A 14,850-nucleotide genomic window follows, 5' to 3' on the forward strand; every position below is an offset into this window, starting at 1 on the left:
TAAACTACCCCTATCCTATTGGAGATCAATACTCACGCTAAATTGCACCAACAGCCCTTCATCATCTTTAGAAATTTTTAAGGGCAATTGGCTTTGAGCGCTCGGTAAATACTTGTTGATTAAGGTGAAAAAAAGATAGGTCTTTTCTAATTCGCTCGCTCTGGCCATGATAAAAAACTGGGTTTTTTGAAGGGGGTTTTGAGAGAGCAAGGGTTTGATTTTATAAGCATCAAAACATTTTTTTAAAATCTTTTCTAAGATCCGCCTGGACTCTTCATCATTAAAAATCTTTAACAAGGATTCGCTGGTTTCTTTTTGATTACGATAGTTTGTTAGGGCTGTTTCAAAATGCCTTTGCGCGTATTCTAAAACGCTTTTTTTACGATTTTCTTCTAAAAGGATTTTTTTTAATTCCAGCATGCTAGGCCATAGAAAATACTCGGTATTGAGCCAACCCAATAAGGAAAAAACCCCTAAAAAAACAAGGTTTTTAATGATAAACCCTACATCGCCTGATTGTTCTCTGTCCAGGTGTGAAAAATGCAATGGTTTCATTTAATAGACTCCGGGTTTTTTATCAGTAAGGAATTAGAAAAGTTGGTGGAGACAAAATTAAACCACCCATCGCTTAAAGGGAAAAATTCCGCCCTAGAATAATCAAACATGGGGTTTAATTTGTTTTGAAACAAAAAATAAAAGGCTTCTTTAGAAGGGGTTTTACCACTAACCACCACGCTTTGCTGGTCTATTTCAATGCTATTAATAGTGATGGAATCCGGCACAATATTCAAAAGCCCTTGCAAAACATCTCGTATATCATCGTTGTAATTCAAACGCTTTTTGGCTTCTTTAATGAGTTTTAAGGTTTCATCAGTCTTAACCTGCAAGCGGCTGATTTCATGGCGATAGAGCCTTTCTTGGATCGTCAAACTGGACGCGTTGTCTTGAGTGCTTTTAATGGCGTTGTGCATAAACCACACTAACCCCCCTATTACCACAAAAGATAAAAAAATGTAAAAAACCCAAATTTTAGAAAGCTTGCTGATAAGGTATTTCGCTCTTGGCTCAATGTAACTAAAACGCATGCTTTTCATTCTCCATGCGCGCTAAAATGTTCAAGCGCTCCACTAAAGAAAAATCAAGCCTATCCACTTCTATCATCAAAGTTTCTTGCAAATGCATTAACGCTTTGTGGTGGATTTGACAGCTGTCTAAAACAACCACTTTTTCTACAAAGTCTATCTCTCTAGAATGATAGACGCCACGTAATCCCTCTTGCAAGGCGTTTGCAATCAAAGGGATATTCGTCATGCCTTCAATCAAACTATAAGCGTCCTCATTTTTTTCGCTATTATCTTTACTGCTGTCTAGGCCTATCGCTTTCTCAAGGCTGTCAATATCTTCTTGGATTTCACTCAAAAACAAATTCACAGCCTCATTATCCATTTCCATAGAATCCTCTTCCTTGCTCTCTATAAACTCTTCAGGTTGTTCTTCTAAAAACACGGATTTGGCTAAAAAAATCTCTTTTTTATCCGCAATCAAAAAATAAAATCTTGAACGCTCCAAAAGCAAATACAACAACGGCTTATTTTCTAAATGATCGCGCACAAAATCATAAATAAGGCTAAAAGGCGAAAACAAAAAATCCACATCCTGGATTTTAAAACGCTTGAAATCCTTTAAAAAATCCTTAGATTCCACATAAACGCAATACTTTTGATTGACTTCACAAGCATGATAATCTTGATTTTCTTGTTTGATTTGTTCAAACGCCTGCTTTTCGCATAAAACCTCTTTAGCTTTACTCATCGCGCTGAAATAAGTGTAGGGGTATTTTTGGCTATAAGTTCTGGCGATTTTTAAGGCTTGAATAGGGACTTCACCATTTTTAGTCTCCACTTTAGTCTCAAAAGTTTTAAAAAATTTCTCTTTAATGCGATCGTTTTTGATCCTTATGACTTGAGTGGATAAAAGATTGTGATCCACATTAAAAGAGATATACACTTGAGAGCAAAACCTCTCTTTAAACGCTTTTTTTAACCCTTTAAGCACCCAAACCCCTTTGAGATTCTTCAAACCCAACAGAATCCATGCGCGTCTTTAAATATTCTTTAGCCTTTGAAAGCTCCCATTCTTTAGGGATGATTACCGATTCTAGCATGTAATAATACACTTCGCTAAAAGGCTTAGGGATTTCAAATTGATCCCAAGTGTTCAACCGCCATGCGTTTTTACAAACCACCCGACAAGCGCTAATCCCCACGCCTGATTTTTGAGCTAAAGCGATCACCCCATCCGCTATGCTGTGTCGTGGGCCTTTGGGGCCATCAGGAGTGATAGCGACATCGCAACCTTCTTTCAATCGTTTAAGCCCCTCTATCAAAACCTTAACCCCCCCTTTTTTGCTAGAACCTCTAATGTTTTTAAAACCAAAGCTTTCAAACAAACCCGCCGCAATAGAGCCGTCAAAATGCTGGCTTGCGATCACATAAACAGAAGGTTTTTCAAGCCTTAAATACGCAAACCCGATCATGCCAAGCTCCCCATGCCAACAGCTTACAATAAAGGGTTTTTCTTTTAAATTTTGAGCTAAGAAATAGCGGTTTTTACAAGTTTTATGCAGCAACCAAAGGACTCCAAACGCCAAGCGTGGGACAACCTTTAAAACGATATTTTTCCTGAAAAATTTTAAGCTCAATTCTCGCATTTAAACCCGCTTTTTCATTGGTTATTTTTATTAGTTGCCTTTGGTGGTCGCTATCAAGCGCCCTTTGGAGTGAGAAATGATTTCCACTTTTACAAGCTCGCCCGGATTTCTTTTTTCTTTACACGCTACTTCAATGAATTTCCCCGTATCGCTACGCCCTTCAAAACCCACGATTTGATTATCCATTTCACGCCTATTTTCCACCAACACCACATGCGTTTTGCCCACTTCTAGCTTGGCTTTTTCTTCTAAAATTTCTTTGTGCCTGTTTTGCAACCTCTCCAACCTTGAAGATGAAACTTCTAACGGCACTCTCTCCTTCCAAGCTCCCGCTTCAGTGAAAGGGCGTGGGGAATAAATGAAACTATAGAGCGTGTCAAAGCGCACTTTTTCTAGAACCTCCATTGTGTCTTCAAAATCCTTATCGCTCTCATTAGGAAAGCCTACGATAATATCCGTGCTAATGCCCACTTCAGGCACTAAAGCTTTTAACCTCTCCACCCTATTTAAAAACCACTCTTTACTATAACCTCTTCGCATCATCTTTAACACCGCACTAGATCCGCTCTGTAAGGGCATGTGGATACTCTTGCACACTTTAGGGTTTTTGGCAAAGCGCTCTAAAAATCCATCGTTCATGTGCAAGGGGTGAGGCGAAGTGAATCGTATCCTTTCAATGCCTTGAATTTCGCTCAATTTATCCAACAAATCGCTAAAATCCACTTTCACATGCTCGCTGCTGAAACGCGCACCATAATTATTCACATTCTGCCCTAAAAGCATGAGCTCTTTAGTGCCGTTATTCGCTAATTTCTCAGCTTCTTTTAAAATCAAATCCATAGGGATAGAAATTTCTTTCCCCCTAGTGTGCGGGACGATGCAATAAGCGCATTTCTTATCACACCCTATAGAGATATTTAGCAACGATCTGATTTGAGCCTTTTTTTCAAAAAATTCAAACGCATACGCGCTTTCATCATAATCAATCGCCACTTCAACCGCTTTTTCTTTATGGATCACTTGAGAGATTTTAGACACATTCCTAGCCCCTAACACAAAGCTCACGCTCGGGGCTTTTTTCAAAATATCCGCTCCCATGTGGCTTGCAGTGCACCCGCAAACCCCGATTTTGGCGTTGGGTTTTTTGATTTTAGCGAATTGACCGATTTCTGAAAACAATTTCCGTTCAGGCTTTTCGCGCACGCTACAAGTGTTGATTAAAATCAAATCCGCTACTTTAGGGTCGCTAGTCTCTTTATAGTCTAGTTTGGACAGCTCGCTCAATAAATGCTCGCTATCCCTAGAATTCATGGCACAACCCATGGTTTCAATATAAACTTTCAATACAAGCCTTTAAATAATGTGCAATTCATAAAGAAAATCTTTTTCATCGCTGCTGACCCTCACCTCATCTAAATAAGCCGTATGGCCTTTTTCTTTGAAAAAATCCACCGCCTTGAGCATGTCTTTGTGGGCGTTTGTGGGGGCAAAATAGAAAATAGAACGCTTGTCTTCACTGAATTTGCGATACAAATCCTCTAATTCCACGCTCTTAGCGTCTGATTTTCTTGTATTCTTGGCTAAAACTAATTTCATTGACTCTTTCCTTAATTGATTTGGATTTCTCATTTTAACGCATTCTGTCTTTAAAACAAATTAGATCACCCTTTTCCCCCCTAAAAACAAGCGCTCCACTTCTTTAGCATGCAATAAAAATTGCAAAACCGCTTGCTCTTTAATGAATTTTTCATTAAAACCAAACACGCTCAAATCCGCCCTCTTGTTGGCTTCTATCTCGCCATTATTTAAAGCTAAAGCTTTAGCCCCATGCCTAGTCGCTCCTAAAAGAGCGATCTTAGCTAATTTTAATAACGGCATGTTATGGGTGAGCAAAAACGCCCTTAATTCGTCTAAAAGGCTCAGCGAAATGTTAGAACTCAAGCCATCAGTGGCCACGCTCACGCTCAAACCGGCCTCTTTGGTTCTTTCTAAATCCAACGCTTTCCCGCTCAATAGGCGGTTAGAAAAGGGGCATGTGATTAAAAAAGCGTTTTTGACTTGAGATTTAATCCTTTTTAACGCTTCCAAAGAAGCGAACTGGTTATGCACGAATAAAGTGTGCGTGTCTTTAAACATGTCAATGTAATCGTTCGTGCCCTTATAGAGCGATTTAAAATGAGACTCCTTTAAAAAATGCTGGTAAAAATTTTCAAACCACCCTTTAGAGTTTTCTACCCATTCTAATTCTTCAAACGATTCTAAAAAATGCGTAGAAAGCAGGCTTTGTGAATCTTTGGCTAATTGGATCACGCTCAAAGCCATGTCTTTTTGGACCGAATAAGGGGCATGCACAGCGAGAGCGGCTTTAAGCTTTTTGTCTTCTAAATCTTTTAGCTCTTTAAATTTTGCCTCAAACGCTTTTAGTTTTTCTAAAGAATAGCTACTCCCTAAAAACTCTAAAAACACGACAGCGTTCAAAGGGCTTTCTTTTAACAAATTAACTTCTATCAAGTGGTTAGAAATCGCTCCCACGCTCCCCACCCCACTTTTTAATTGCATAGCGATGGCGTTTTGAATAGCCCCTTGGCAATTTTCTAAAATCGCCCCCCCATTGTTTAACACGCTCCCTAACCAGCCAGAAAAACTCCCGTAATCAAAACTCGCCTTGTTGTTGGAAAATTCAAAATGGGTGTGCGCGTTGATAAAAGCGGGCAACAGAACAGAATTTTCAAAAAACTGCGCCTTTAAGTGGGGGTATTTAAGCGTTAAACTTTGATAATCACCCGCTTCAACAATCTTTTCATCAAAGACTACGCCATAATCTTCTAACACTTCGCACTTTTCATTGCATAAAAAAACTAAAGACGCTCCTATGATTTGCATGCATTCTCCTTAATAAATGTGGTTTGCCCTTTTAAAATCATTCTTTGAACTTCGCCGTATAATTCTAAACCATAAAAGGGCGAATTTTGATTACTCACTCTTGTTTGAGCGTTTAAATCTACAATCATCAAATTGGCTAATTGATTTTCTTTAACCTCGCCTGCATTGAGTTTTAAAAACCTCGCTTGATTAGTCGCCATGACTTTAATGAGTTGTTGGAGGCTAATAACCTTTTTTTGGACTAAAAAAGTATAAGCCACGCTAAAAGCGTTCTCTATGCTCTCACACCCAAAAGCGCTTTCTTCAAAAAGCTCTGCGTTAGAATTTTTAAAAACATGAAGGCTTGTGAGCATGGCGATTTCGTTATTTTTTAGGGCTTCTTTTAGGGCGTTTTGGCTTTCTTTATCCCTTAAAGGAGGAGCGATTTTAAATCGTGGCTCATAATCTTCATACACGCTTTCATCTAAGATTAAATGGCTTAAGGGCGTTTGGGCTTGCAAACGCGCTCCTAAATTGTTAAAGGCTTTGATGAGTTTGAGCGTGGCAATGCTACTCACTTTATCTAAAAGCATGGGGATTTGTAACGCTCTAGAAACTTCCATAAAACGCACCAAGTGTGTGTTTTCAAACGCATTTTCCACAAAATTTTGCCCCAATTCATAGGCTAATTCCCCACTATTTAGGGCTTCAAAAGAATTTTCTAAAGAGACTAAAAGAGGCAAGTTGTAGGATTTGGCATAGTGGCTGATGAGTTCTAAAAAGGCGTCAGATGGCGCGATTAAAATTTCCCCCCCTTTATTTTTAAGCGTAGCGATGTCGGCTAGTTGGTTGTTTTTAATTGCCATAATATTTTTAATGCCGCTTTTGTCGCAATCAAAAACATTGAGCAGCCCCACCCCCCCTTTAAAAGCCTTCTGTTTTAAATTTTCATAACCCTCTAAATCAGTAACGCTCAAATCAATGAAGCTTGGCAGCACGAATAAATTGCCGCACTCAATCACTTCTTCATTATTAGTAGGGCTTAAGTTTTCTTCAATCTCTGTAATGAGGGAATCTTTTAAGCGAATATCCGCTCTTTTTAAAACTTCATCATCATAAAACGAAGCGTTTTTTAACAGCATCAAACCCTCCTATTTTTGTAAAAAGTTAGTCAGGCTTTCTAAAGAATTTGTCATGATCAGTATTCCCATTAAAATAAGCACCAACCCTGAAACAATTTCAATCGCACGGTTATATTTCTTTAAGGATTTTAAAAACAAAAGCGCTCTTTCTAGCATTAAAGCCACCAATAAAAAAGGGATCGCCAAGCCCATTACAAACACCACCATAAGCATTAAGCCGTAAGCGTCCTTACTCGCGCTCATGATCACTATAGAAGTGAATATCGGCCCGATGCATGGCGTCCAACCTAAAGCGAAACTCATGCCCAAAAGAAAGGGGTAAAAGCGCTGCATGCTATTAGATTTGCTCGCTAAACCAACGCTTTGAGTCTTATACAAAAATGAAAAACGAAACACGCCTAAAAAATGCAAACCAAAAAGGATCACAATCCCCCCAGCGATATAATTCACCCAGGAAAACGAAAAGCTATGGATAAGCTTGGCCATAGACATGCCCACGCCCAAAAACACGAGCGAAAACCCTACCACAAACATCAAGGATTTTAAAAAAACCGAAACCCTTTTAGCCTTACCATCTTTAATATCTTCTAAAGAAATTTGAGAAATATAAGACATATACGCTGGGATTAAAGGCAACACGCAAGGGCTTAAAAAAGTTAAAATCCCGGCTAAAAGCGAAGTTAAAAGAGGCGCTGTGTCAAAGAGATTAACAAGCGTGTTATCAAACATCATTCAATCCTTTTTTAAAAATAACCATTTCTTGTCTTTTTTAGGATAACAAAAGCTCACTTAATCTTAGGCACAATTTCGTTATTTTCTACCACAAACGCCACGCTGTCATTCTCTTTAACTTTATCCTCTAAAATGAGTTCAGCGAGCTTGTCTTCTACCATTTCATAGAGCGCGCGCTTTAATGGTCTAGCGCCATAAAATCTGTCAAATCCCACTTCAGCGATCAATTCTTTTGCCTCTTCGTCTAAAGTTATATTAATGCCTCTTTCAAGCGCTTTTTTTTGAATGTTTTCAAAGAGTATCCCCACGATATTAATGATAGCATGACTATCTAGGGCGTTAAAGGAGATGATTTCATCTAAGCGGTTTAAAAATTCCGGCTTGAAGAATTGCCTCAAGCTCTCTTTAATCGCTTTTTGCTTATCGGCTTCACTCAAATCCTCTTCTAAAAGCGCGCCGCTAGCCACATTGCTGGTTAAAATCAAAATCGTGTTTTTGAAATCCACCCTCACGCCCTTACTATCGGTTAAATGCCCCTCATCTAAAACCTGTAACAAGAGGTTAAACACATCCGGATGGGCTTTTTCCACTTCATCTAATAACACCACGCTATAAGGTTTTCTGCGCACCGCTTCGGTCAATTGCCCGCCTTCTTCATAGCCCACATACCCAGGAGCAGCCCCAATAAGACGGCTTATGGCATGCTTTTCCAAATATTCGCTCATGTCAATTCTTATAAGATTTTTATCGCTATCAAACAAGAATTGCGCCAAAGCTTTAGCGCTCTCAGTTTTTCCCACGCCTGTTGGCCCTAAAAAAAGAAAACTCCCTATGGGTTTATTGCTATCGCTAAGCCCGGCCTTATTCCTTTTAATCGCTTTAGCGATCGCTTTGATCGCTTTTTCTTGCCCCACCACTCTTTTTTGCAATTCGCTTTCAATGTTTAAAACCCTATTTTTTTCGCTTTGGAGCATTTTTTGGACTGGGATATGCGTCCATTGGCTCACGATCTCAGCGATATTGTTTTCGGTTAAAGCGTTTTGTAATAACGCCCCATTTTGTTGCATCGCTTCCCATTTGTGCTGCAATTCTTCTTCTTTCTTTTTATTTTCAGGGATTTTAGAGTATTCAATTTCACCCGCTTGCTGGTAATCCCCATTGCGTTTAAACCTCTCAGCCTCTTTTTTCAAGCTTTCCATTTCCATTTTCAAGCGTGAAATTTCTTTGAACACTTCTTTTTCGTTTTCAAATTGCGCTTCTAATTGGATTTTTTCTTCTTTCAAATCGCTCAATTCTTTAAGGATTTCTTGCATGCGTTTATGATTGCTCTCTTTTTTTTCCATCTCAAGGGCTTGTTTTTCCATTTCCAGTCTTTGGATGGAGCGTTTAACGCTAGAGAGTTTGGCCGGCTCAGATTCCATTTGCATTTTTAATTGGGCCGCCCCCTCATCAATCAAATCAATCGCTTTATCGGGTAAAAACCTATCGGTGATATAACGGCTAGAGAGTTTAGCGCTCGCTATGAGCGCAGAGTCATTGATGGTGATATTATGGTGCGTTTCTAAAGTTTCTTTTAGCCCCCTTAAAATCTGTAAAGCTTCATTGATGCTAGGCTCATTGAGTAAAATGGGTTGGAAACGCCTTTGCAATGCCATGTCTTTTTCAAAATACTTGCGGTATTCTTTTAGAGTGGTCGCTCCAATCGTGTGCAATTCCCCCCTAGCGAGTGCGGGTTTTAAAATATTAGCCGCATCCATGCCCCCCTCACTAGCCCCAGCCCCTACGATCGTGTGGATTTCATCAATGAATAAAATCACATTCGCACTTTTTTTAACTTCTTCAATCACCTTTTTCAGGCGCTCTTCAAACTCGCCTCTGTATTTCGCCCCAGCCACCAATAAGCTTAAGTCTAAAGCGATAACTCGTTTGTTTAAAAGCGTTTTAGGCACTTCTTTATTCACAATGCGTTGGGCTAACCCTTCCACAACCGCCGTTTTCCCCACTCCAGGCTCACCCAATAAAATAGGGTTATTTTTTGTTTTTCTTATCAAAATTTGCATCATGCGAATGATTTCTTCATCTCTTCCGATTACCGGATCCAGCTTATTGTCTAAGGCTTTTTGCGTCAAATCAATGCCAAATTTTTCCAAACTTTCCAAATTAGAATCATCGTTTTTATCCTGAATAGTCCTGCCTTTTCTTAAAGATTCTAAAGTTTTTTGCAATTCCTTAGTGTCTAAATAAGGCTTTAAAACGCTTTCAAAAAGGCTCATGTTCGCCAAAAGATACACATCGGTAGCGATGAAAGAATCGCCCGTTTTAGCCATCAAGCCTTGAGCGTTTTCTAAACTTTGGATTAGAGCTTGGTTTAATTGGATATTTTGCTTGCTGATTTGTGAAACTTTAGCGAGCTTATTCAACTCGCTTTGAACGCTAAGTTTTAAAGCTTCAATATCCACAGGCATTTTTTGTAAGGCTTGAATGAGGATGCCTTGGGAATTATTGAGCATGGCAAAAAGCATGTGCATGGGCGTTACTTCAGCGTTTTTATGGTGTAAAGCTAAAGCGAGCGCGCTGTCTAAAGCCTCATGCAATTGGTCAGTCATTTTTTCAAATAAATTCATTATCAATCCTTTTTGAGTTTTAAAATCTTTACTATTTTACACTATTTTAACCCTCAAAGGTTTTTAAAACGCTCACACTAACGACAAACTCTCCAAAATACGCTTTTTAGACAACTCACAATATTCTTTTTCAATCTCTAAACCCACGCTAAAACGCCCTAAAGCGTTGGCCTCTAAAATAGTCGTGCCAGATCCGCTAAAAGGATCAAAAATCGTGTCTTCCAAAAAAGAAAACAATTGGATGCAACGCCTGGGTAATTCCCTTGGGAATGGGGCTGGGTGCTTTAAGCGCTTTTTGGATTCACCGCTAAAATTCCAAAGCCCGTTCGTGTAGAGTAAAAATTCCTCTTTACTCATCGTAGAAGTTTGTTTTTTTCGTTTATATTCGTTTTTATAAAAAACAACGATCAACTCCACAGGAGCGATCGCATAAGGCACGCTAGCTTGCAGCCAACTCCCCCAAGCGGTGCGTCTTGAAATATTGCTTTCATTCCAAATGATCGTATTTTGGTATTTCCAACCGCATTCTTTAGCTATGGCAATAATATCTGCCCCCAAACTTTGCTTGCCATGTTTATTCGTATCTAAAGGGACATTCAAGCACAATCTCGCCTGTTCCTTACCCCAAAAATAACAATTTTTAAGCCAATTTTTACACCAATTCAAATAATCATCATAAGCCCTAAAATCATCACTCCCTTGGTATTCAATACTCAAATTATAGGGCGGTGAAGTAACGCACAAATCATAAAAACCTTTTTCAAAAGTCTCTAAAACGCTCGCATCGCCATGGTATAAATCCAATTTTTCCAAACTGAAATAAGGTTTCATAAAAGCCTTTTTAAATCTTCTAATAAATTTTCTATACCCTTAATTTTAGAGCTTTGATCAAAATGGCTTTTGGCTAAATAAAGGCCATCTCATTCATGCTCCATAACAATCCTGGCTTTCTTAGGCTTGTCTTTAAAGCTGATTTCATCATCGTTATCCGGTGTTATCATGAAAACTTTAATGTGAGAAGTTATAGGCGATTGCAAAAGCTTTAATTTCCAATAAGGCGTTTCTGTGAAACGCTCTCTGAACGAATTTTTTACCGATAAAATCGCTAGGATTTTGACATTATCCTTGTTGGTTTGATAAAGAATTATATCTCCATCAGGTAAGACGCTATATTCTCCAAAAATGCACCAATAAAGCCCGTTTGACTTTATCCAGCTCGCCATTAATGCACTTAGCCCTTAAGATTTTATCGTTCGTCATTTTGACATTGTTTTTAACACAAAAATCTTTTAATAAAAGTTCTACGATTTTTTCTAACACCCTTCCTATGGTGCTGACAAAGCCTTGTCTGGCCAAAATGCTAGCCTCTTCTTTGCTTTTATTTTGCTTGATATAATCGTTCATTTTATGGTTTAAAAAGCGTTCTTTTTCTTGCACATAAAAAACCTGTAAAAACTTGTAAGGCTCAGGTTGTCCTCTCATAAAATCTTTAAAACGCTCTAAAATAATATCCGCTAAACCCAATCAAACACCTTAATCAATTAGGAATCAATCAAATTATAATACAAAACTTTTTGATAATGGCTGGTGTTTAAACAAGCTTATGATAAAAATGAAATGCAAATTTATATTCTGCTTAAAAGTATTGCTAATGAATCATATATTTTCACTAAAATAATATTGACAGAGTTTAATCAAAGGGTTAGGTATGCGATTTTTAAATCAATCTTTGGGATTTTTTAATAAAGGGCACTTTGAGCCCATTAATAGAGACTTCATTACAGAAAGCTATCAGGCATTAAAGCCGATTGAAGAAATTCAAAATAAATACAATAAACATGACAACGATTCATTTTTTGAATGAATTGAGAGACAGCATGGTGGCTCTATATTTAGATTATGAGCTTATCAATATTCAAAAGCATGGTCTTGATGCCAAAAGAAGTTCAAGCGATGAATTTTTAGAAATCAAACAAGTATCTTTCCAGAGTAAGACTTGGAGTGCAACTTTTAATGACACCACTTTAGAAAAAGCCAAAGTTTTTTGCGACATTAAAACGACTTTAGCCGTGGGCGTTTGGAATAATATTTCTAATCTTTTATTCATTGTTTATGGAAAGCACCCTAAAATTGGCTTGTATTTAGAGCAAAAAGTGAAAGAGTGTCATAATGAGAGCAGGCGTTCAACTCAAACGATAGGGGTTAGTAAATTAATCAAAGAATTTGATTTTAAAATGAAACCCATTGATTTAAAAGAACAAGAGCTTATCAACCTTTTTAATCTTAAATTTGGTCATTTTTCTTGGGAAAACCATCTTGCATAAAGTTTTTATTATGGAGGCTTTGGAGTGTTTGAAAAGAATAGAAAAAGAAAGCATCCAAACTATCTATATAGACCCCCCTTATAACACTAAGAGTTCTAACTTTGAATACGAAGACGCTCATGCTAATTATGAAAAATGGATTAAAGAACATTTGATTTTAGCAAAGGCTGTGTTAAAACAAAGTGGTTGTATTTTTATTTCTATAGATGATAATAAAATGGCTGAAGTTAAAATCATTGCCAATGAGATTTTTGGAACGCGCAATTTTTTAGGCACTTTTATCACTAAACAAGCCACAAGGTCTAACGCTAAACACATCAATACCACCCATGAATATGTTTTAAGCTACGCTAAAAATAAAGCGTTCGCTCCTGGTTTTAAAATCTTACGAACGCTTTTGCCCATTTATGCTAAAGCATTAAAAGATTTAATGCGAACGATTAAGAATGTTTTTAGACAAAAAGGACAAGCTCAAGCCCAACTTGTTTTAAAAGAACAAATCAAAGAGTTATCCCAAAAAGAACATTTTAATTTTTTAAAAAATTATAATTTAGTGGATGAAAAAGGTGAGATTTATTTCGCTAAAGATTTATCTACGCCTTCAAGCCCACGCAGTGTAGCGATACAAGAAATCAATCTTTTTTTAGAACCCTTAAAAAGCAGAGGGTGGAGCAGCGATGAAAAGCTTAAGGAGTTATATTATCAAAATAGACTTATTTTTAAGAATAATCGCCCTTATGAAAAATATTACTTAAAAGAATCGCAAGATAATTGTTTGAGCGTGTTAGATTTTTATAGCCGACAAGGCACAAAAGATTTAGAAAAATTAGGCTTAAAGGGGCTTTTTAAGACGCCAAAACCTGTAGCATTGATTAAATATTTATTATTATGCTCCACCCCTAAAGATTCTATTATTTTAGATTTTTTTGCAGGCAGCGGGACAACAGCGCAAGCGGTTATAGAAGTTAATAAGGATTATTATTTGAATTGGTCTTTTTATTTGTGCCAAAAAGAAGAAAAAATTAAAAATAACCCGCAAGCTGTTAGCATTTTAAAAAACAAGGGGTATAAAAACACGATTTCAAACATCATGCTGTTGCGTTTAGAAAAGATCATCAAAAGAAGTGAATACGAAATTTTAAAAACAAAATCTATTTTATTTTAAATATTATTTTTCAAACCCCTACACCCTATCCACGCTCAAAATTTCAGCGCTCGCTCTGGCTTTTTCATTATTCAATTCAATTTTATCGCCCCTTTTTAATGCCTCTAATTCTATCGCTTGATTATTTTTGCTCAAAAACGCCCCGAATTGGGGTAATTTCAAATTGGCATGAGCGAGTTTGAGGGCGTTTTCTAGCCTGTTTAAGCGCTCTGTTTTAGTTTGTAAAAAAGGGCTTGTTAATGTTTGAGTAGAGATTTTTTCTAAAAGCGTTTTTTTAAAGCGTAAAAATTCTAGGGTTTTATTTTCTAAAGCGATTTTTAATTTCTCTAGCTTTAAAGCGTTTAAATGGTGCTTGTTTTCAAAACTCAATCGTTTTAAAGAAGCCGCTAAATGCTCTAAATGCGCCTTTTTTTGATGGAGTAAAATTTTAAAAGAGCGGTGCAATTTCACATTAAACCCATCAAGTCTTTGCAACCATTCATCGCTGCTAGGGAGCAAAATCTCCATCGCGTTTGAAGGCGTAGAAGCCCTTAAATCCGCCACCAAATCGCTCAATAAAAAATCGCTCTCATGCCCAATAGCTGACATGCTGAAAGTTTTAGCCAAATGCAATGCATCAGCGATTTTCTCATCATTGAAAGAATACAAATCCTCCATGCTCCCCCCACCCCTAGCCATTACAATCGCATCAAAAGCGTTTTTTGTGTCATGAAAACTATCCGCATAAGCGATGCTCTCCACCACGCTTTGAACGCAGCTCTCCCCTTGCATTAGAGTATTGATGCAAACCAATTCGCACATCGGCCATCGTTTGGAAGCGATCTTTTTCATGTCCGCCCAAGCGGCTGAATTTTGAGAAGTGATGACTGCCACTCGTTTAGGAAAATGCGGTTTGGGCAATTTATTTTCTTTATCAAAATAGCCTTTAAGGCGTAATTTTTCTTTCAATTGTTCTAAAGCTAGGGTTAATGAACCTATCTCTTTAGGCTCTATTTCAAAGCAATTGATTTGATAATCCCCCCTTGGAACATACACGCTAATGCCCCCAAAAACAACCACTTCCTGCCCTTCTTTTAAAGCGAATTTGAGCCTGTTAGCGTTCCCTTTAAACAGCACGCATTTAATAACCGACTGGCTGTCTTTGAGCGAAAAATACGCATGGCCGCTCACCTTATGGATAGTCAAATTACTCACTTCCCCTTGAACCCTAACTTGCAAAAAAGTCGCTTCTAAAAGGGCTTTGATTTGCGCATTGATTTCGCTCACGCTCAATACATGCACCAACTCCCCC

15 protein-coding genes and 1 pseudogene are annotated in these 14,850 nt (G+C 37.9%); 3 read left to right on the plus strand and 13 right to left on the minus strand.

Features of this window, described 5'->3' with window-relative positions; all coding sequences use genetic code 11:
• Window positions 1-15: 15 nt before the first annotated feature.
• From DQL14_RS07680 to DQL14_RS07735, 12 genes and pseudogenes are all read right to left on the minus strand, one after another.
• The gene (locus DQL14_RS07680; protein WP_000803123.1) at window positions 16-555 is read right to left on the minus strand and encodes a hypothetical protein; all 540 of its coding nucleotides are present in this window, start codon (window positions 553-555) and stop codon (window positions 16-18) included.
• Window positions 552-1,085, minus strand: a complete 534-nt coding sequence (locus DQL14_RS07685; RefSeq protein ID WP_001212813.1) for a hypothetical protein — start codon at window positions 1,083-1,085, stop codon at window positions 552-554. Before DQL14_RS07685 ends, DQL14_RS07680 begins: the two co-directional genes overlap by 4 nt.
• The gene (locus DQL14_RS07690) at window positions 1,075-2,055 is read right to left on the minus strand and encodes a hypothetical protein (RefSeq protein ID WP_108169302.1); all 981 of its coding nucleotides are present in this window, start codon (window positions 2,053-2,055) and stop codon (window positions 1,075-1,077) included. The genes DQL14_RS07685 and DQL14_RS07690 overlap by 11 nt, the downstream gene beginning before the upstream one ends.
• Window positions 2,048-2,701: a lysophospholipid acyltransferase family protein gene (locus tag DQL14_RS07695; RefSeq protein ID WP_000053514.1), complete on the minus strand. Its 654-nt coding sequence runs from the start codon at window positions 2,699-2,701 to the stop codon at window positions 2,048-2,050. Before DQL14_RS07695 ends, DQL14_RS07690 begins: the two co-directional genes overlap by 8 nt.
• A 39-nt stretch (window positions 2,702-2,740) precedes the next feature.
• On the minus strand, window positions 2,741-4,054 hold the full coding sequence (gene miaB / locus DQL14_RS07700) for a tRNA (N6-isopentenyl adenosine(37)-C2)-methylthiotransferase MiaB (protein ID WP_108169303.1): 1,314 nt from the start codon (window positions 4,052-4,054) through the stop codon (window positions 2,741-2,743).
• A gap of 9 nt (window positions 4,055-4,063) precedes the next feature.
• Complete coding sequence (locus DQL14_RS07705) at window positions 4,064-4,306, minus strand: nuclease (RefSeq protein ID WP_024750891.1); 243 nt, start codon at window positions 4,304-4,306, stop codon at window positions 4,064-4,066.
• Window positions 4,307-4,366: 60 nt separating this feature from the next.
• Complete coding sequence (mqnF, locus tag DQL14_RS07710; protein WP_108169304.1) at window positions 4,367-5,593, minus strand: aminofutalosine deaminase family hydrolase; 1,227 nt, start codon at window positions 5,591-5,593, stop codon at window positions 4,367-4,369.
• Entirely contained in the window at window positions 5,581-6,714 is a 1,134-nt protein-coding gene (locus DQL14_RS07715) for an amidohydrolase family protein (RefSeq protein WP_108169305.1), read from the minus strand. The genes mqnF and DQL14_RS07715 overlap by 13 nt, the downstream gene beginning before the upstream one ends.
• 9 nt (window positions 6,715-6,723) lie before the next feature.
• Complete coding sequence (locus DQL14_RS07720) at window positions 6,724-7,443, minus strand: cytochrome c biogenesis protein CcdA (RefSeq protein ID WP_025276683.1); 720 nt, start codon at window positions 7,441-7,443, stop codon at window positions 6,724-6,726.
• 56 nt (window positions 7,444-7,499) lie between these two features.
• Window positions 7,500-10,070: an ATP-dependent Clp protease ATP-binding subunit gene (locus tag DQL14_RS07725; protein ID WP_108169306.1), complete on the minus strand. Its 2,571-nt coding sequence runs from the start codon at window positions 10,068-10,070 to the stop codon at window positions 7,500-7,502.
• 72 nt (window positions 10,071-10,142) lie between these two features.
• Window positions 10,143-10,901, minus strand: coding sequence for a DNA-methyltransferase (locus tag DQL14_RS07730; RefSeq protein ID WP_108169307.1), 759 nt, complete (start codon window positions 10,899-10,901; stop codon window positions 10,143-10,145).
• A pseudogene (locus tag DQL14_RS07735) lies at window positions 10,898-11,594 on the minus strand (BsaWI family type II restriction enzyme). The gene DQL14_RS07730 and the pseudogene DQL14_RS07735 overlap by 4 nt, the downstream one beginning before the upstream one ends.
• Before the next feature lie 184 nt (window positions 11,595-11,778).
• On the opposite strand from DQL14_RS07735, the gene DQL14_RS08465 reads away from it, so the two are divergent.
• Genes DQL14_RS08465 through DQL14_RS07745 form a run of 3 tightly spaced genes read left to right on the plus strand, consistent with a single transcriptional unit; the run spans window position 11,779 to window position 13,559 of the window.
• The gene (locus DQL14_RS08465) at window positions 11,779-11,934 is read left to right on the plus strand and encodes a hypothetical protein (RefSeq protein ID WP_231952834.1); all 156 of its coding nucleotides are present in this window, start codon (window positions 11,779-11,781) and stop codon (window positions 11,932-11,934) included.
• Window positions 11,935-11,947: 13 nt separating this feature from the next.
• The gene (locus tag DQL14_RS07740) at window positions 11,948-12,394 is read left to right on the plus strand and encodes a hypothetical protein (RefSeq protein ID WP_000226273.1); all 447 of its coding nucleotides are present in this window, start codon (window positions 11,948-11,950) and stop codon (window positions 12,392-12,394) included.
• Window positions 12,387-13,559 carry a DNA methyltransferase gene (locus tag DQL14_RS07745; protein WP_108169959.1) on the plus strand — a complete coding sequence of 391 codons (1,173 nt, stop codon included), beginning with the start codon at window positions 12,387-12,389 and terminating at the stop codon, window positions 13,557-13,559. The genes DQL14_RS07740 and DQL14_RS07745 overlap by 8 nt, the downstream gene beginning before the upstream one ends.
• 18 nt (window positions 13,560-13,577) lie before the next feature.
• Here the strand turns inward: DQL14_RS07745 and xseA are convergent, their stop codons facing one another.
• A complete protein-coding gene (gene xseA, locus DQL14_RS07750; RefSeq protein ID WP_108169308.1) occupies window positions 13,578-14,840 on the minus strand; it encodes an exodeoxyribonuclease VII large subunit in 1,263 nt (420 codons plus the stop codon).
• Between the last annotated feature and the right edge of the window lie 10 nt (window positions 14,841-14,850).

Source organism: Helicobacter pylori NCTC 11637 = CCUG 17874 = ATCC 43504 = JCM 12093 (assembly GCF_900478295.1).
Taxonomy (GTDB): Bacteria; Campylobacterota; Campylobacteria; order Campylobacterales; family Helicobacteraceae; genus Helicobacter; species Helicobacter pylori.

What these genes read in the sequence shown, in the direction of transcription:
- DQL14_RS07680 (WP_000803123.1), bottom strand. Translation starts at nt 555, where the DNA reads ATGAAACCATTGCATTTTTCACACCTGGACAGAGAACAATCAGGCGAT.
- DQL14_RS07685 (WP_001212813.1), bottom strand. Translation starts at nt 1,085, where the DNA reads ATGCGTTTTAGTTACATTGAGCCAAGAGCGAAATACCTTATCAGCAAG.
- DQL14_RS07705 (WP_024750891.1), bottom strand. Translation starts at nt 4,306, where the DNA reads ATGAAATTAGTTTTAGCCAAGAATACAAGAAAATCAGACGCTAAGAGC.
- mqnF (WP_108169304.1), bottom strand. Translation starts at nt 5,593, where the DNA reads ATGCAAATCATAGGAGCGTCTTTAGTTTTTTTATGCAATGAAAAGTGC.
- DQL14_RS07715 (WP_108169305.1), bottom strand. Translation starts at nt 6,714, where the DNA reads ATGCTGTTAAAAAACGCTTCGTTTTATGATGATGAAGTTTTAAAAAGA.
- DQL14_RS07720 (WP_025276683.1), bottom strand. Translation starts at nt 7,443, where the DNA reads ATGTTTGATAACACGCTTGTTAATCTCTTTGACACAGCGCCTCTTTTA.
- DQL14_RS07725 (WP_108169306.1), bottom strand. Translation starts at nt 10,070, where the DNA reads ATGAATTTATTTGAAAAAATGACTGACCAATTGCATGAGGCTTTAGAC.
- DQL14_RS07730 (WP_108169307.1), bottom strand. Translation starts at nt 10,901, where the DNA reads ATGAAACCTTATTTCAGTTTGGAAAAATTGGATTTATACCATGGCGAT.
- DQL14_RS08465 (WP_231952834.1), top strand. Translation starts at nt 11,779, where the DNA reads ATGCGATTTTTAAATCAATCTTTGGGATTTTTTAATAAAGGGCACTTT.
- DQL14_RS07740 (WP_000226273.1), top strand. Translation starts at nt 11,948, where the DNA reads ATGGTGGCTCTATATTTAGATTATGAGCTTATCAATATTCAAAAGCAT.